At 62.1% G+C, this 16,780-nt stretch carries 17 protein-coding genes; 6 read left to right on the top strand and 11 right to left on the bottom strand.

Annotated elements, in window-relative coordinates; genetic code table 11:
• Nucleotides 1-52: 52 nt before the first annotated feature.
• From RI518_RS05620 to dapA, 3 genes are all read right to left on the bottom strand, one after another.
• Nucleotides 53-3,046 (bottom strand): DNA translocase FtsK, encoded by a 2,994-nt coding sequence (locus RI518_RS05620; protein ID WP_310689576.1) that lies wholly within the window; start codon nucleotides 3,044-3,046, stop codon nucleotides 53-55.
• Nucleotides 3,047-3,139: 93 nt separating this feature from the next.
• Nucleotides 3,140-4,819, bottom strand: coding sequence for a ribonuclease J (locus tag RI518_RS05615; protein WP_310672099.1), 1,680 nt, complete (start codon nucleotides 4,817-4,819; stop codon nucleotides 3,140-3,142).
• Between the two features lie 18 nt (nucleotides 4,820-4,837).
• Nucleotides 4,838-5,842 (bottom strand): 4-hydroxy-tetrahydrodipicolinate synthase, encoded by a 1,005-nt coding sequence (dapA, locus tag RI518_RS05610; RefSeq protein WP_397428143.1) that lies wholly within the window; start codon nucleotides 5,840-5,842, stop codon nucleotides 4,838-4,840.
• Between the two features lie 225 nt (nucleotides 5,843-6,067).
• Between dapA and RI518_RS05605 the strand changes: the two genes are divergently transcribed.
• Nucleotides 6,068-6,811, top strand: a complete 744-nt coding sequence (locus tag RI518_RS05605; RefSeq protein ID WP_310689575.1) for a LuxR C-terminal-related transcriptional regulator — start codon at nucleotides 6,068-6,070, stop codon at nucleotides 6,809-6,811.
• Nucleotides 6,812-6,936: 125 nt separating this feature from the next.
• Here RI518_RS05605 and thyX read toward each other — a convergent pair whose 3' ends face one another.
• A complete protein-coding gene (gene thyX / locus RI518_RS05600; protein WP_310672102.1) occupies nucleotides 6,937-7,671 on the bottom strand; it encodes an FAD-dependent thymidylate synthase in 735 nt (244 codons plus the stop codon).
• Between the two features lie 83 nt (nucleotides 7,672-7,754).
• Here thyX and RI518_RS05595 point away from each other — a divergent pair, with 83 nt between their 5' ends.
• The 4 genes from RI518_RS05595 to RI518_RS05580 all read left to right on the top strand — a co-directional run bounded on the left by RI518_RS05595 (nucleotide 7,755) and on the right by RI518_RS05580 (nucleotide 10,187).
• Nucleotides 7,755-8,210: a thioredoxin family protein gene (locus RI518_RS05595; RefSeq protein WP_310689574.1), complete on the top strand. Its 456-nt coding sequence runs from the start codon at nucleotides 7,755-7,757 to the stop codon at nucleotides 8,208-8,210.
• Nucleotides 8,194-8,679: a DUF4395 domain-containing protein gene (locus RI518_RS05590; protein ID WP_310672105.1), complete on the top strand. Its 486-nt coding sequence runs from the start codon at nucleotides 8,194-8,196 to the stop codon at nucleotides 8,677-8,679. Before RI518_RS05595 ends, RI518_RS05590 begins: the two co-directional genes overlap by 17 nt.
• A gap of 162 nt (nucleotides 8,680-8,841) precedes the next feature.
• A complete protein-coding gene (locus tag RI518_RS05585; RefSeq protein WP_310672106.1) occupies nucleotides 8,842-9,267 on the top strand; it encodes an OsmC family peroxiredoxin in 426 nt (141 codons plus the stop codon).
• Nucleotides 9,267-10,187, top strand: a complete 921-nt coding sequence (locus RI518_RS05580; protein ID WP_310689573.1) for a TIGR01777 family oxidoreductase — start codon at nucleotides 9,267-9,269, stop codon at nucleotides 10,185-10,187. The genes RI518_RS05585 and RI518_RS05580 overlap by 1 nt, the downstream gene beginning before the upstream one ends.
• 110 nt (nucleotides 10,188-10,297) lie before the next feature.
• Here the strand turns inward: RI518_RS05580 and RI518_RS05575 are convergent, their stop codons facing one another.
• From RI518_RS05575 to RI518_RS05555, 5 genes are all read right to left on the bottom strand, one after another.
• Entirely contained in the window at nucleotides 10,298-10,579 is a 282-nt protein-coding gene (locus RI518_RS05575; RefSeq protein WP_310689572.1) for a hypothetical protein, read from the bottom strand.
• A 169-nt stretch (nucleotides 10,580-10,748) separates the two neighbouring features.
• Nucleotides 10,749-11,531: a 4-hydroxy-tetrahydrodipicolinate reductase gene (gene dapB / locus RI518_RS05570; RefSeq protein ID WP_310689571.1), complete on the bottom strand. Its 783-nt coding sequence runs from the start codon at nucleotides 11,529-11,531 to the stop codon at nucleotides 10,749-10,751.
• Between the two features lie 79 nt (nucleotides 11,532-11,610).
• Nucleotides 11,611-11,943, bottom strand: coding sequence for a metal-sensitive transcriptional regulator (locus tag RI518_RS05565; RefSeq protein WP_310672110.1), 333 nt, complete (start codon nucleotides 11,941-11,943; stop codon nucleotides 11,611-11,613).
• Nucleotides 11,940-13,076, bottom strand: coding sequence for an FAD-dependent oxidoreductase (locus RI518_RS05560; protein WP_310689570.1), 1,137 nt, complete (start codon nucleotides 13,074-13,076; stop codon nucleotides 11,940-11,942). The genes RI518_RS05565 and RI518_RS05560 overlap by 4 nt, the downstream gene beginning before the upstream one ends.
• The gene (locus RI518_RS05555) at nucleotides 13,073-13,648 is read right to left on the bottom strand and encodes an FAD-dependent oxidoreductase (RefSeq protein WP_310689569.1); all 576 of its coding nucleotides are present in this window, start codon (nucleotides 13,646-13,648) and stop codon (nucleotides 13,073-13,075) included. Before RI518_RS05555 ends, RI518_RS05560 begins: the two co-directional genes overlap by 4 nt.
• Nucleotides 13,649-13,715: 67 nt before the next feature.
• Between RI518_RS05555 and RI518_RS05550 the strand changes: the two genes are divergently transcribed.
• Nucleotides 13,716-14,699 carry an oxygenase MpaB family protein gene (locus RI518_RS05550; RefSeq protein ID WP_310689568.1) on the top strand — a complete coding sequence of 328 codons (984 nt, stop codon included), beginning with the start codon at nucleotides 13,716-13,718 and terminating at the stop codon, nucleotides 14,697-14,699.
• A gap of 104 nt (nucleotides 14,700-14,803) precedes the next feature.
• Here RI518_RS05550 and RI518_RS05545 read toward each other — a convergent pair whose 3' ends face one another.
• Nucleotides 14,804-15,820: an FKBP-type peptidyl-prolyl cis-trans isomerase gene (locus RI518_RS05545; RefSeq protein WP_310689567.1), complete on the bottom strand. Its 1,017-nt coding sequence runs from the start codon at nucleotides 15,818-15,820 to the stop codon at nucleotides 14,804-14,806.
• Between the two features lie 69 nt (nucleotides 15,821-15,889).
• Nucleotides 15,890-16,465 carry an OsmC family protein gene (locus RI518_RS05540; protein ID WP_310689566.1) on the bottom strand — a complete coding sequence of 192 codons (576 nt, stop codon included), beginning with the start codon at nucleotides 16,463-16,465 and terminating at the stop codon, nucleotides 15,890-15,892.
• Nucleotides 16,466-16,780 lie beyond the last annotated feature (315 nt).

Genomic DNA, 16,780 nt, shown 5'->3' with positions numbered 1-16,780 from the left:
CACACCTCCCACAGACGCCACCTCGATCGGTGCAGGCGCGACCCGCGAGACCTTAGGGCCGCTGCGACTCGCCTGCATCCCCACCATCGTACTGGGCGTCTGTGGGGTCAAACTCGCCGGCATCGTGTGCCTGGTGGGCACTGGCCGGTTTGGGTTTCGCCGGTGCCAGAGACTCTGCGTCACCGGCTACGGCGACGCCCTCTGCGGCAACACCCGCACCCGACCCACCGGGGCTCATCCCCTCCGGTGGGGTGGGAATATCGGCGGGGTCTAATTCGATGGTGAGTTGATCTTCGGGAGCGAGGCGCCCCTTGGGGGCCTCGCTGGATTCTGGAGCCTCGCTAGCTTCTGGGGCTTCGCTGGCTTCTGGCGCCTGGGCCGCGGCAGCGGCCGGTGCGGGTTGTTCACCGCGCAGGCGGGCGAGTGCTTGGGGTAGCTGTTCGATGGAGACCAACACTTCGCGGGCTTTGGAGCCCTCGGAGGCACCGACAATGTCTCTGGATTCCAGCAGGTCCATCAGCCGCCCGGCTTTCGCAAAGCCCACCCGCAGTTTGCGCTGAAGCATCGAGGTGGACCCAAACTGGGTGTTGACGACCAGTTCGCAAGCTTGGAGTAGCACATCCAAATCGTCGCCAATGTCGGCGTCTGGTTTGGCCTTATCGGCGACTTGGGCTTGCACGTCGTGGCGATATTCGGGCTCTGCCTGGCGCTTCACGTGGGAGACCACTTGGTGGATTTCTTCCGGATCCACCCAGGCGCCCTGAACACGGGTGGATTTGTTGGCACCCTGTGGAATAAACAGGGCGTCGCCCTGACCGATCAGGCGCTCCGCGCCTGGTTGGTCCAGGATCACCCGGGAGTCGGTCATCGACGAGACGGCAAAACCCAGACGCGAGGGGATGTTGGCTTTGATCAGCCCGGTGACCACGTCGACGCTGGGGCGCTGGGTGGCGAGCACCAGGTGAATTCCAGAGGCTCTCGCCAGTTGGGTGATGCGCACGATCGAATCTTCCACATCCCGGGGAGCAACCATCATCAAATCGGAGAGCTCGTCGACGACGACGAGCAGGTAGGGGTAGGGCTCGAGGGTGCGGTTGAGACCGGGGGGAAGCTCGATGGTGCCCTCGATGACGGCCTGGTTGAACTCGTCGATGTGTTTAAACCCGAAACTGGCCAGGTCGTCATAGCGCTGGTCCATTTCGGTGACCACCCAGGCCAGTGCTTCGGCGGCTCGTTTCGGGTTGGTGATAATCGGGGTGATCAGGTGTGGCACACCCTGATAGGCGGAGAGCTCCACGCGTTTCGGGTCGACCAGGATCATTCGCACCTGGTCGGGGGTAGCGCGCATCATCACCGAGGTGATCATGGAGTTGATGAAGCTCGATTTTCCAGACCCCGTCGCACCCGCCACCAGAAGGTGTGGCATTTTCTGCATGTTCGCGGCGACAAACCCGCCCTCGACGTCTTTACCGAGCCCCATCACCAGGGGGTGGGTTTCACTCTCGGCGACGCTGGAGCGCAAGACGTCACCGAGGGTGACGATGTCGCGGTCGGTGTTGGGAATTTCCACACCGATCGCCGATTTGCCGGGAATCGGCGACAAAATGGTCACTTCGTTACTGGCGACCGCGTAGGAGATGTTCTTTTCCAGGCGGGTGACCTGTTCGACTTTTACCCCGGTACCCAACTGCACTTCATAGCGGGTGACACTGGGGCCCCGGGTGAAGCCCACCACGGTGGCATTCACACCGAACTGTTCAAAGACTTGGGTCAGTGACGCGACCACCTGGTCGTTGACGCTACTGCGCGATTTCGCCACAGAGCCTGCTTTAAGAAGCGCCATCGGCGGCAGACTGTAGGGCCGGGCGGGAGGCTTCGGGGCAGCGCTGCCCGGCACGAGTGCCGGTTCGTCGTCTGCTTCTAATCCGACAGCGACCTGGTCGGCGCCTTCTTGACCAGACATCGCCTCTTCGGCGGCGCTGAGCGCCCCCCACACGCCGGTGTCAGCAGCAGTGTCGACACCAGCCGCCCCCTGGGCGCTGTCCTGCTCGCCCTCTTCTGCCGCCCCGGCGGTGGATTGTGTGCGACCGCGCCGCCACCACGGAATGTTGGGGTCGTGATCGACCGGCATGGTTTCTGCGAGGTCGTCGATGTCGACGTATTCGACATCGCCCTCAGCCGAATGATCAGCCCCCGCCTGCTGTTCGCTTCGCTGTGCGACGAGATCACGTTTGTGAGCCCGAGCCTGGGCCCAGGCATCTTTTCGGTCCTGCCAGGAGGCGGCAATCTCGTCGGGGCTTTGTCCGAACAGGTAGGCATAGGCCTCGATCAGGCGTGAGCCGATCTGTGCCGGTGGGGTTTTAGTGAGCACCAGCAGGGACCCGGCCATGACGACGACTAACACGGGCCAGGCGATCCAGAGTGACCCGGCGCCCAAGAACACGAGGGCTTCGGCCACACCAAAGCCCAGCACACCCCCGGCTTCCCCGAGGCTCTCCAGGCGTGCTTCCCCCACGACGGGTCGACCCGCCTCCAGGTGGCTCATGCCGGCCACCGCCACCATAAACAGCGTCAGGCCAACGCCGATTCTGGCGTTGGCTGCCGCTTTGGTGGGGTGTCGAAACAGCCAGGTGGCGAGCAGCAAAAGGATGAAGGGAAGGGCGAAGGAGAGGCGTCCAAAGAACCCGGCGAAGGTGTAGAGCGAGAAGGTGGTGGCCCAACCCACCCCGTAGTTAAACCATTCAATGACAATGCCGCCCACCGCGAGGACAAAGAGCGCAAACGGAACGCTGTCGCGGCGATCATCCGGGTGAACCGGCTCGATGGGAAAGAGTCGAAACACCGCGCCGGTGGCTTGGGAGATAACCCGCCAGGCTTTGGCAAACCCCGATTCGTAGGGGGTGGTCACCGGGACTGGGGGTGTGGCTTGCGGGTTTCTCGCAATCCGCTTGGTCTTTGGCAACTCCGTATCGGGCACGCGGGACTGACTGCGGGGCGCGCGCCCCGTCGTCCCCTGCGCACGCGTCGACGTGCCCTTAGTGGCCATGGATTTCAGGCTAATCCCGCGGGGCTACCTGACCCCGGAGGACACGCGATACGAACCAAGTGTGCCCGGACGACTGCCGGAAAAACAGGGTTTTTAGGCCTCAATCACGATCGGAACAATCATGGGCCGACGGCGGTGTTGGGTGTTGACCCAACGGCCGACCACCCGGCGGACCACCTGGCTAAACCCGTGGGTGTCTCTGGTGCCCTGTCCGGCAGCATCCTCGAGAGCTTTGAGGATTTCGGGGCGGACATCGTCAAAGACGGAATCGTCCGGAGCGAAGCCCCGGGCGTGAATTTCCGGCCCGACGATGATCTTCCCGGTTTGAGCGTCGATGGCGAGGAAGATGGAGATGAATCCTTCTTCGGCCAAAATGCGTCGGTCTTTCAAATCGGCTTCGGTGATTTCTCCGACGGTGGAGCCATCGACGTAAACAAAGCCGATGTCGATTTGACCGGTCTTATGGGCACGGGCACCTACCAGGTCGACAACGGACCCGTTTTCGCAGATCATCACGTTGTCTCTGGGCACACCGGAGTCGACGGCGACTTCGGCGTTTGCCCGAAGGTGTCTGGCTTCACCGTGGATGGGCATCACGTGGCGGGGTTTTACGAGGTTGTAGACGTAGAGCAACTCTCCGGCTGCGGCGTGACCGGAGACGTGGACTTTGGCGTTTCCCTTGTGGATCACCTGGGCGCCGAGGTCAATCAGCCCATTAATCACGCGGTAGACGGCGTTTTCGTTTCCGGGGATCAGGGAGGAGGCGAGAATCACCGTGTCACCTTCGCCGATGGCGATGGTGGGGTGTTCCCGGCTGGCCATCCGGGAAAGCCCCGCCATCGGCTCGCCCTGCGAGCCGGTGGTCATGTACACAATCTTGTCGTCTGGCATGTCGGGGGCTTTTTTGGCGTCGATCAGTGCGCCCTCTGGCACCCGCAGAAAACCCAACTCTTTAGCGATACCCATATTGCGCACCATGGAGCGCCCTACTAGGGCCACCCGGCGTCCGTTTGCGACCGCTGAGTCGATGACCTGCTGCACGCGGTGGACGTGGGAAGAAAAGCTCGCCACAATCACCCGGCGACTGGCGTGGTGGACGACTTGTTCCAAGACAGGTCCAATCCCCCGCTCCGCGGGGGTGAAGCCTGGAATATCGGCGTTGGTGGAGTCGACCATCAACAGGTCCACCCCTTCTTCGCCGACGCGGGAAAAACCGCGGAGGTCGGTCAGGCGACCATCGAGTGGCAACTGATCCATCTTGAAATCTCCCGTGTGTAACACGGTTCCCGCACTGGTGCGCATAAACAGTGCCAGAGCATCGGGGATGGAGTGGTTCACCGCCAAAAATTCGATATCGAAGGGCCCGAGCTTTTCCCGACTGCCCTCGGCGACGGTGAGTGTGTAGGGGGTGATGCGGTGTTCTTTGAGCTTCGCTTCAATGAGCGCCATCGTGAGCGTCGAGCCCACCAGGGGAATATCGTCACGGATTTTTAGAAGGTAGGGCACCGCACCGATGTGGTCTTCGTGACCGTGGGTGAGCACGATGGCTTCAATGTCGTCGATGCGGTCCCTAATGGGAGCGAAATCCGGGAGGATCAGATCCACACCGGGCTGGGTCTCTTCCGGAAACAACACCCCCGCGTCGACGACGAGGAGCTTTCCACCCAGTTCGAACACGGTCATATTCCGACCCACTTCGCCTATTCCGCCCAGCGGAATAATGCGAAGTGTTTCGGAATCTAGTGCGGGGGGATCGAGCAGGGGTTGGGCCACCGTGGGCTCCTTCAATATTTAGCGGGTGGTGCCTGCCACTTTGGGCAGTGCGCCGCCGGCGGCCGCGTTGCGGTCGGGACGGAAGTTCGAAAAGTCGACGCCAGGAACACCGGAAACCTGATCGATGTCGGCCTCGATAATGGCCGCCTGGTCGTCTTCTGGTCCCACCAGGGGCAGTCGCACCCGGGGTGAGGTGATGTGGCCGAGGCCGTGGAGGATGTATTTGGTCGCCACAGTGCCGGGGACGTGGGTCATGGTCGCTCGCACGAGCGGCTCCAGCAGCTTGTGGGCTTCTGTGGCCTCTGGAAGGCTGCCGCGGTTTACCGCGTCGACCATGATCCGATAAGGCTCAGGAGCAATGTTTGCGGTGACACTGATCATGCCCACTCCCCCAATGGAGAGGGTGGGAAGAGCATTGCCGTCATCGCCGGCGAAATACATCAGGTCGGTTTCGTTGAGCACCCGGCTGACTTCCATCAGATCGCCCTTGGCGTCCTTGACGGCAAGGATGTTGGGGTGTTTTGCCGCACGGAGAATCGTTTCGTAGTTGATGGGCACACCGGTTCGACCGGGGATGTCGTAGAGGATGACGGGTAGGTCGGTGGCATCGGCAATCAGCCGGAAGTGGGTGAGAACCCCCGCCTGGGTGGGCTTGTTGTAATACGGGGTGACGATCATGACCCCGTCGGCACCGGCTTTTTCTGATGCTTTGTAGAGCTCGATAGCGTGGGCGGTTTCGTTCGAGCCCCCACCGGTAATGATTTTGGCCCGACCGGCAGCAACCTGCTTGCCCACAGTGACCAGTTGCAGTTTTTCTTTATCCGTGAGCGTGGAGGTTTCACCGGTGGTTCCGGTCACCACAATGCCGTCCACGCCCTGGTCCACAAGCCCCGCCATTAGCGCTTCGGTCGACGGCCAATCCACTTCGCCTTCGGCGTTCATGGGGGTCACCATCGCGACGAGGACCTGACCGAAGGGGTTTTCTTGAATACTCACAGCCTCCAGGCTACCCGGCCCCTGCATCGGTGTCGTCCACAGGCGATTTCCCACTACCCGGGGTTAACCGAGGCCGTGTCTTTCTCCGGAGTGGTCTAAGACCGGGTAAAAACCAGATTGACCGGGCAAAGCACGCAAACGCCAACGACTTATCTGAAGAAACGTCGCCTTAAGCCGTTACGTTCAGCCACACAGTGAGCCACGCGGCACTCCGCTTTGAGCCCGCCGCAGCACAGATTAAGGACAGGCACCATGTCGCAGACGGTCAATGCCGAAGAGCTCATCGGCTCCGGCGTTTTCGACTGGCCTCGATCACCCTCCGGTGTGCCCGCCTCCACCGACCTCTCCTACGAACGCTATTGCGCCCACCTGGTGATTAAGGTGTTGGGCCAACCCCCTGCACACGGCGCGGCCGTGTTGCGAGTGACAGAGCGGGCCAGTTGGCACTACTTGGGTGGCTATGGCACTACCCAGGACATCTCTTTGTCGAAAGACGACGACACCGCCTCACAGAACGCCGAGTACTTCGATGCTCTGCGCAGGGGTTACCTCAGCACACCGCTCGAGTCTTCGCCCGGCGTGAGTCGCCACCTCGTGGGAATCGAATCCCCCTATCTCGGAGTTTTAGTACTCGACGCCGCAGAGGCCATCACGTTGACCTCGGGAGCCCTCGCGCTGCTTCGACACAGCACACAGTTTTTTGCGGGAGGCGTGCCCTCTGGGCGACATTCAGCGCATACGGCCCGGCCCGGCGCAGAGGGCGACACGTTTTTCACCCCGAGACAACACGAGGTGCTGCAATTGGTCGCAGAGGGAAAGTCCAACACCGAAATTGGCCGGAAACTCTCGATCAGTGCGTCGCTTGCCAAACTGGAAGTGACGTTTCTCATGCACGCTCTGGGGGCGAAAAACCGCCTCGACGCCGTGGTCCAGGCCCAGAGAAATGGGATACTCCCGATTCCCTCAGCACACGGCGGTGGTGAACCCGCCCTCTGACGACTGCGGAAGACGGCCGGTCACGACACCAGGTGATGTGGAGCAGTCACGCCGCACGAACCCGTCACACCAGCACTTCCCACCAGCACACCACGCACGCAATGCACACCAGGCCGGTTTCTGCTCTACGGCGCCACGCGTCCGTTCGCATTGAACGTCTCTGCCGTCATCGGCATCAGCGGCTCCCAGAAGGCTTCCATCTTCTCGGCGACCATTTCGATTTCTCGCTGCGGGAAGGACGGGAAGTGCGTGCCCTCACGCGTAGTGCGAAGGCTTAAGAAGTTCATCAGCGAGCGCGCATTCATCGTCACGTACATCGACGAATACAGCGAGACCGGTAGTGCCGCCCTGGCGACTTCCCGGGCGATACCCGCATCGAGCATGCGGGTATAGGACTCGTAGCCGGCGATACAGGCGGCTTTGATTTCGTCGACGGCCATTTGGTGCTGTTCGCTCGTGCCGTCTTCAAATTCGTAGGCACCGGGTTTTCCGACCTGGACGAGTTTGCGCTCAGGGCCCGGAACATAGAACACGGGACGCAGTTCGCGGTAGCGACCGGATTCTTCGTTGTAGCTGGCGATCCGGTGTCGCATAAATTCGCGGAAGACAAAAATGGGCGCTTGGACGTAGTAGGTGAGCGAGTTGTGCTCGAAGGGCGATCCGTGTCGATCGCGCATCAGGTAGTTGATGAGCCCCCGATCTCGATCGGTGGCTTCTTTGCCGGCCGCGGCCCCCTCGAGGGTTTGCTCGCCCTGGGTGGAGACCCGGGCGGCAAAGATGACATCGGCGTCGGAGGCCTGGTTTCGCACAAGCTCCACGGTGACATCGGAGCGAAAAACGATTTCGTGGTGTTCTGACACCCCTTCAGCATACGCAGAGAACCTCCCGTCATTCTTTGTCACACACTGGTGGTGGCCAATCACTGTGCATAGCGTGAGAGGACATGGACACCACGCTGAGTATTGTGCTGATTGTTGGCCTGGTCGCCCTCGCCAGCGCAGTGGGCCTCATCTGGCGTGCCACCCGGTCACGGGTGAGCACCCCCAGTGGCTCCGAGCGTGCTGTTCGGGTTCCCTCGCGCTACCTCGCAGCCGGTAAAACGCTCACTCTGCTGCAGGTCTCCGCACCGCTGTGTTCCTACTGCGGTGCCATGCGGGGGATTCTGGGCTCCGCTTCGACCCGCGAGAGCAACGCAGGACACGTCGAGTACGACGTGTCGGAAATACCCGAGGTGATCGAGTCGTTCACGATTCGACGCACACCTACGACATTGTTGGTGTCCGCATCGGGCGATGTGCTCTTCACCCTGCAGGGCCCCACACCGCCTGGTGTGGTGAGCGATCACATTCAACGCGCTTTCGAAGAAATCCACAGGAGATCCGATGACTACCTCATCTAACCACCCCGGTCAGATTGATCCACGTGGCCCGCGCTTTGGCGCGGGCATCACCAGTGTGTTGATCCTGATCGTCCTCGTCTTCGGCCTGCCCGTTGCCGACAGACCGGCATTCGATGGTGCCTGGTGGCTGTTTGTGGCCATTACCGCGCTCTTTGCCTGGGGCACGCTTCTGGGGCCCGCCAAACACCCGTATGGGGTGTTGTTCAGAGCCCTTATTCGACCACGCCTGTCCGCGCCCACCTACTTCGAGGACGACGCACCACCGCGTTTTGCCCAATTGGTCGGGTTGATCGTGAGCGCGGTAGGAATCACCCTGCACGTACTCGCCGTCCCCTACGGACTGGTCATCGCCGCCGCGGTGGCCTTCCTCGCGGCGTTTTTAAACGCCGTATTTGGCCTGTGTCTGGGCTGCGAGCTCTATAACGCCCTGCTGCGACTGCGCACCCACCGTGCCACCCCGCAGGCCTGACACTCCTGGTGGGTGAGAAGTTGCTGAATAGCACTCGCCAAAACCGGCAGATAGTGGTTGCATTAAGACCATCTCGCAGGATTCGCACGTCACCGTGCGATTGCTGGACGAACCGTGTGGACCCACCCGCTGGGTCTCGCACCCCAAGGAAGGGACACCACGATGGCGATCACCAGTGAATCACACACCCACTGGGAGGGCTCACTTGCCGAAGGGCACGGCCAAACCCGTTTGCAATCCTCCGGAGCCGCCACATTCGATGTGACGTGGGCGGCGCGCTCCACCGGAGAAACCGGCACCACCAACCCCGAAGAGCTCCTCGGTGCCGCACACTCCGCCTGCTATTCGATGGCGCTCAGCCACGCCCTGGGTGGCGCCGGCTACACCCCCGACTCGTTGGATGTCACCGCCGCGGTCACCTTTGTCCCCGGTGAAGGGGTCACCGGTTCACACCTTCTCCTGGTGGCGAGCATTCCCGGTCTGTCAGAAGACGAATTCCACCGCTTCGCCGAGGAGGCGAAAGCGGGCTGCCCGATTTCCCAGGCACTGGCCGGGGTTCCGATCACCCTCGAGGCGAGTCTGACCTAATGGCCCTGCCCCCAGACCCCGCACAGACCCTGCGGGTGCTGATCTCTGGCGCCAGTGGCCTGATCGGCACTCCGCTGAAAGAGCGGCTGCGAACCCGCGGCCACGACGTTCACGTGCTGGTCCGCCGCGAACCACACGATGCGACCGAACACCGCTTTGATCCCGCCACAGGTCAGATTGATCAGGGCATCGTCGACCACGTCGATGTGGTGATCAACCTCTCCGGTGCGTCGATTGCGAAATTACCGTGGACGGCCGCGCATAAACGCGCCATCCTCGACTCACGCATTGATGCCACCAACACGATCGTCGGCGCCATCACAGACTCCCCCACCCCACCACACAGTCTCATTCAGGCCTCCGCGGTGGGCTTCTATGGCGACCGCGGCGAAGAAGACCTCACGGAAGACTCCGCGGCGGGTTCTGGCTTTCTCGCCGACGTCACCCAGGCCTGGGAAAATGCCACCACACCCCTCGAGGGCTCTTCCACCCGCGTGGCACTGGCCCGCACCGGTTTGGTCATCGCCCAGGGCGGGGCGATAGCACCTCTTCGACTACAGACCATGCTCGGTGTGGGCGGGGCTATTGGCTCTGGTCGGCAGTGGTGGCCCTGGATTAGCCTGCGCGACGAAGTCGACGCGCTGGTGTTTTTAGTAGAAAACCAGAAACTCTCCGGGGCGTTTAACCTCGCCGGTCCCACCCCCGTGATTTCGCGCGAGGTGACACAGACCCTCGCGCACATGATGAAGCGCCCGCACTGGCTGGGCCTACCCGAATTCGCGGTGAAACTGCTGCTCGGAGAGGCAGGCCGGGAGCTTCTACTCGCCAGCCAAAAGGTCCTCCCCACAGCACTCGTGGACGCGGGATTCGAATTCTCGGACAAGACCATTGCCGAAGCTCTCGCATCAGTCGATCTTTAGGACCTGACCAATTGCGTGACTAGAGTCGAGCGCTCATCAGACGCAGGGCTGAAAGTCGTCTGGTGCGGTGGCTCTTTGGCGGCCGAAACAGCGCAAGCCAGCCGATGGCGTTACGAGCGGCGGTCGCTTTTCTCTAAAGAAATCGCTCGTCTGATCGCCCAGCGCCCGCGCCGGCGATCGCCGCAGGCGTCATAGGCGAGGCCCAGTCGAAACCAGGCTTTCCAATCTTCTTCCGCTGCTTCCACCTCGGCTTGGAACCCCGGGAACAACTGGGTGGCTTCTTCCCTCAGTGCCCGACCACCGATGGTGCGGGGGAATTCGGGAACTAAGCCCTGTTCCTCCAAAAGTGCCCGCAGGCGACTAGAGGCCGCCCCAAAACGCCATTCGGCCACGAGGCCCCACGCCCCAGCAGTGGCAGCACCAGCAGGGCAACACCCATGACGTTGACAATCAAATTGTCGTCTTGCAACAAGATCGAGGCGTAGACCACGGCGAAGCCCAAGTACACCAGGAGCAGCAGTGACATCACCACACTGCCGGCGAGGTAGCGATTCACCAGGGCTACGCCCCCGGCTCTGCTGGGTCACTGGAGGTCCCATCCGCAGTCACTGGCGCAACCAGACCCAACGCCTGGTCGAGTCCCACCACGAGGCCTTCCTGGTCCATCACTGCTTTCATCGCCACGGCAATACCGTGGCGATAGGCATCGGCAGAGTGGGTGTCGTGTCGAATGGACAGGGTCTCTGCGGTGCCACCAAAGATGACCTCCTGCTGGGCCACGACACCGGCTAGACGCAGGGAGTGCACCGACACCCCGTGGATGTCATCCCCGCGGGCTGTTTGGTTGGAATGCGGGGCGAGGACACCTCCGTGGGCATCGCGGACTGCCGCGATGCGCTCTGCGGTGTTTCTCGCCGTACCGGAGGGGGAATCGACTTTGCCCTGGTGGTGGGCTTCGATGATTTCGACCGAATCGAAGTAGTGGGCGGCAATCGTCGCCAGGTGGCTACCCACCACCGATCCCACCGAAAAGTTTGGCACCACCATCACCCCGGCACCGGGAAGAGTGGCGAGCTTCTTACGAAGGCTCTCTAGTTTGTCGGCGTCCCAACCAGACGTTCCCACCAACACTTTTGCGCCGTGTTCGAGGGCGGCATCAACAACTTTTGGTGAGACCGCAGGCAGTGACACATCGACCACCAGGTCCACACCGGCTAGCTCGTCCAGGCTGTTACTAGAGCCCAGTTCTTTGGCGAGTTGGAAACCGCTAGTGGCATCAACAACTTGGCAGACAATCCGACCCAAACGGCCAGAAGCCCCCACAACCGCCACCTGGACACTCACAGATGAAGCCTAGCAACTTGGTGCTCACCAAGAACGGTCTCACGAGACCTCGCTCACGACGACACGGAGTCGTGTCTGATCAGGACAACGAGAGGAAGAGCTTTTCCAGGTCCTCGACTTTGGGTTTGCCGTCATCGTCGAGGCTGTCCTCCGCGACACACTCGCGCATCGCCGTGGCGATGATGGCAAAGCCTGCTTTATCCAGTGCGCTGGAGACGGCGGAGAGCTGTGTGACGACGTCACGGCAGTCACGACCCGATTCGACCATGGCGATGACCGCACCCAGTTGTCCCTGCGCGCGGCGGAGTCTATTGACAATCTTCTTATCGTCGGCGACCGGCAGGTCGGCCTCCGGGGTGAGCTCTACGGCGGGTGCGAGCTTTGCGGTGCTCACGGCTTTTTTGGCGGTCATGACGTCGATGCCTCCTGTTTCGTGGCGGTGGTGGCGAATGTTCCCAACTGCCAGGTGAGGTAGCCACCATCGAGGTTTTTCACTTCGATGCCCTCTAAGCGAAGAATACTCGCTGCAGTGTGAGCTCTTTGGCCGACACGGTCAAAGACGATGAGCTTCCGAGCTCGAAGGGAGTCGAGGTTGTCCCTGATGGAATCGAGGGCGACAAACTCTGCCCCGGGGATGGTGCCCCGGGAGTGTTCGAAGCTGGAGCGCACGTCGATCAGTTCCCAGCCGTCTGCGATGAGCTGGTCGACTTCGTGCCACTGGGCGGAATCTTCTCCACCGACGCGGTTGTCGTTGATGTAACCGGCCATGTTGATGGGGTCTTTCGCGGAGCCAAACTGGGGGGCGTAGGCGAGCTCTAAGTCAATGAGGTCTGTGGCGGTGAGACCTGCCTGCATGGCGGTCGCCAACACGTCGATTCTCTTATCCACGCCGTCATCACCCACCACTTGGGCGCCGAGGATGAGGTCGGTCTCTGGATCGACGATGATCTTCATCGCCATTTGGGCCGCATCCGGGTAGTACCCGGCGTGATCGATGGGGTGCGAGTGGATAATCCGCATGGCTCGACCCTGGTCACGGAGCACTCGCTCGTTGAGGCCCGTGGAGGCAGCGGCCAGTCCGAAGAAGCCCACGATGGAGGTGCCATAGGCGGTGGCGTTTCGCACCGGGCGGCCCATGATCGAATCGGCCGCGTAGCGGCCGTGGCGGTTAGCAAGGCCTGCGAGCGGAATCATGCCGGCTCCGGCTTCTCGTTTCTTTTCGGCCGCATCACCGACCGCCCAAATGGCGGGGTCGGAGCTTCGCTGTTGGTCATCCACGGCGATACCACCGGCCGAGCCAATGTCGAGTCCGGCTTCTTTCGCCAGCTCCAGGTTGGCCTTGGCCCCTACCGCCATCACGACCATGTCGGCATCCAGTGCGTTTCCACCCTCCAGGGTCACACCCTGGTCGGTCACTTCGTGGACTTTGGCGGCCAAGTGCACATCGACGTCGTTGACCCGCGCACGCTCGACCAACAACCACGCCATTTCAGCATCCAGCAGCGGCATCAGCTGGGGTAGTGCCTCGACCAGGGTGACCTTCATCCCTTGTGGGCAAGGTTTTCGGCCACTTCGAGGCCGATGAACCCTCCGCCGACGACGATCGCGGACTGGGCGGTCTGGGTGCGCTCGATCATCCGGTCCATGTCATCGAGGTTCCACAGCACATAGGACTTCTCGACACCCGGAAGTGGGGGCCTGATCGGACTGGAGCCGGGGCTTAACACCAGGGCGTCATAGTCGGCGGAGTATTCCTTGCCGGTTTCCACTTCGCGCACGTGGACGGTTTTGTTCGCGCGGTCAATGGCGGTGACTTCGGTGCGCACGTGCACGTCGATGTTGAAGCGGTTTTTTAGCGCACCGGGGGTTTGGAGCACCAGTGAGCTGCGGTGGGGGATGACCTCACCCACGTGGTAGGGCAGGCCGCAGTTGGCAAAGGAGACTTCACCGCCGCGCTCGAACACCGTGATCTGGGTGTTCTCCGAGAGCCGGCGCAGCCTGGTCGCTGCCGACATGCCACCGGCGACGCCGCCGACGACGACGACTTTTTCCGGTGCGGCGCTTTCGCTACCGGGGGCGTGTGAGGGGTTGGAGTTCGTGGAAGTCTGTGCGTTCATACCCACCACCCTATACCCTGGGGGGTATCATTTCCACACCCAGCTAGCTCGTGTCACGCTTAACCCTGTGTCAGGCCAACCCATGAAAAAACCCCTCAACCAGGTCCTCTTTGGTTGGCTTCGAAAAGACCTGTTGATGATGTTCTCCGGCGACCCGGAGGGTGGGGCTCCGTGGGTGGTCCAGATGGGCGAAGGACACGACGCCGGATACTTCGGCCCCGACTCCGCCGTCTGGCACGTGAACGGCGCCGCGCCCACCCTGGTCGCGGGTATTCGAGCACTCATGATGCAGACCCTGCACCCCGGCGCAATGGCCGGTGTGGCAGACCACTCCCGCTACCACAGCGACCCGCTGGGCCGCCTCGCCGGCACTGTGCGGTGGGTCGTGGTCACCACCTTCGGCAGTACCGACACGGTCGCCACCGAAGTCTCCCGGGTGGAAAAGATGCACCACCGCGTCACCGGCGACTACCAACCCAACAACCGGAGTGAGCCCACCGCGTATGCCGCGAGTGATAAGTCGCTGATCGCCTGGGTCCACCTGGTCTTTACCGACGCCTTCTTGGGAAGCCACTTAAGCCTCGGTCGAGATATCCCGGACGCCGACGGAGAGTCTGGTCCCGATCGGTACGTGCGGGAGTGGTCGAAGGCGGGCATCCTGATGGGCTACCACACTCCCCCCACCACCCAGCGGGGACTCGAAGAGGCCATCGAAGCGTTTGTTCCCGAGCTTCGCTCGGACGAGCGCGTCGCCGATGCGCTGACATTTATTTTGGACCCGCCGCTTCCGCGCAGTATTCGACCCGGCTACCGGCTCCTCTCCGCCGCGGCAGTCGCCAGCTTGGACCCCCGGTATCGAAAGCTACTCGGTCTAAAGCGCCCCTGGTGGCCGGCACTCACCATTGGTCGCCTCGCCGTCGCCTTCATCGGATGGGTGTTGGGAGCAGAGTCACCGAGTATGACAAAAGCCCGCGAGCGCATCGACGCACTGCCAGAAAAAGACCGCCGACCGGTGAACATCACCCCGTCAGGCCCTGAAGCACCCCGCTAACCCTCAGTAGCCGCCGCCCCGCAGGCTACTGCCGCCCAGCCTGTCCCTCGTGAACCGGCCAATAACGCGCTGGGTGAATCGAAAGCGCTGGGTCGCTGCGTGCCCTACTGCATTCCCAGAATGTCGACGACAAAGAAAATGGTGTCCTCTGCGCCGATCGCACCATCCTGGGTTCCCCCCTGTGGGCCGTAGCCCAAGGCCGGTGGGATGGTGATGAGCACCCTGGAGCCCACGTTCTGTCCCACTAAGCCGTCTCGAAAGCCGGGGATGACACCGTTGGTGGGGAACGTGGCGGGTTCACCGCGTTCAAAGCTGGAGTCGAAGGTTTCTCCGGTATTCCAGTTCACCCCGTGGTACTGCACGACCACGGTGGCACCGTCGTAGACCATGTCGCCTTCACCGTCGATGACGGCTGCGACCTGGTAGGCGTCGGGGATCTCGCCTTCAGGAAATTCCACAACGGGCGTCCCGCCAGAGAATTCGACGGTGGGGAAGCCCTCGGGGGCTGGCTGCTGCGGCGCAACCAGCTCTTCCAGCGGCGGTGGCGGTGGCGGCTGGATGTCCAAGATGTCGGCGATGAAAATGATCGAGACATCGGGGCCCAAACCAAACTCCGGGGCCCCTTCTGCGCCGAAGGCTTCTTCAGCGGGAATCACTCCGGCGACCCGCGAGCCATTGCTCGAGCACATCAGGGTGTGCACCAGACCGACCAGGTAGGGCGTTTCTGGTTCGATCGGGATCATGTCTGGCGCTTCGTCTTCGTAGCCGATGTGGCCGATTTTTTCTCCGGTCTCACCGTTGAAGTAGGCGTAGGAGAGGGTTACCCGGTCTTGGGCTTTTACTTGCTCGCCGGCGCCTTCGACCACGACCATTCGTTCGGTCGAATCGGGATTGAGCGCGGAACTAAACGTAATCTCGGGGGGTGCATCGAGGTCAGTGCTCACTTCCAACGACTCCACGTCGGGACCGGAGGGCTGGCATTCGCCAGGCGCCATCGGTTCGCTGCCGCCTTGCGCTTCAGCGTCTTCGCCGAGAGCTGCCGGGTCGGCTTCGCCGGCAGCACAGCCGGCAAGAATCAGGGTGAGCGCTGCCGAGGCAGCGATAGGGACGAGCCTGGGCACGAGAAACAACCTTCCAGAGGGGGAAAACCAAACGCCCGCCATCCTTGCAGGCACAACCTGGATATCGCGTCAGGTGGGGGAAATTGTCTGGGCAATCACAGCCACTTCAAAGTTCACGCTCCGGGCGATGAAGCACGCCTCGTGGGCGTCGTGGTGGAGCGCCTGGGCCACATCGCGCTGCGAAATGGGCACCTCCACCCGCGGTCGAAGCTCCACCCGCACCATCTGCCCAGCCCCTGAGTCCTCCACGCGAAGTGTCCCCGTCGCGTCGATTTCGACGTCACGAATCTCGATCTGCGCGAGACCGGCGAGGTAGACAAAGCTCAGAAAATGGCACTGGGCGAGGGCGGCAACCAACAGCTCTTCCGGGTTCCACCGACTCGTCTCCCCGTGGAACACCCTCGCCGACGTCCCTTCGATGTCCGGTTTTCCTTCCGCCACGATGGTGTGTCTGCGGGCCAAAGCTCCGGGTCGGACAGCTCCGGTTCGGGCAGCACTGGGCCCGGCAGCACTGAGTGGGAAATTATCGGGTCGGGGGGTATTCGACTCCGTGCCTTCGGTCTCGAGCTCGGTCGAGCTGTTGTCTGCCGTGTTGTCGCTGTCAGGTCCCGCGAGAAGGCGCAGGTGAAAGTGATGCTCTGGCACCCTTCACCCCCAGTCGATAACACCCCTGGCCAGCCCCAAGGAGTCCGTGGACGCCGGGACTCGGTGGGCAGGAGATTAGCTCTCACCACTCTAAATGCGCCGGAGATTCGTCCGGGTCGATCAGCTGGGTCGATCAGCTGGGTCGATCAGCTGGGTCGATCAGCTGGGTCGATCAGCTGGGTCGATCAGCTGGGTCGATCAGCTGGGGCAGATCAGCGCGGGCGGGAGCGACCTGTCGCCCCTATCCCCCTCCGGGTGCGTCTTTTTCCCAGCGCTCATTTTTCCCGGCGCTCATTTTTCCCAGCGCTCAGCACT

Origin of the sequence: Pontimonas sp. (assembly GCF_031581085.1) — a bacterium.
In the GTDB taxonomy this organism is placed as follows: Bacteria; Actinomycetota; Actinomycetes; order Actinomycetales; family Microbacteriaceae; genus Pontimonas.
Note: the sequence above shows the minus strand (reverse complement) of the source record. Positions and strands in the feature narration are given on the sequence as shown.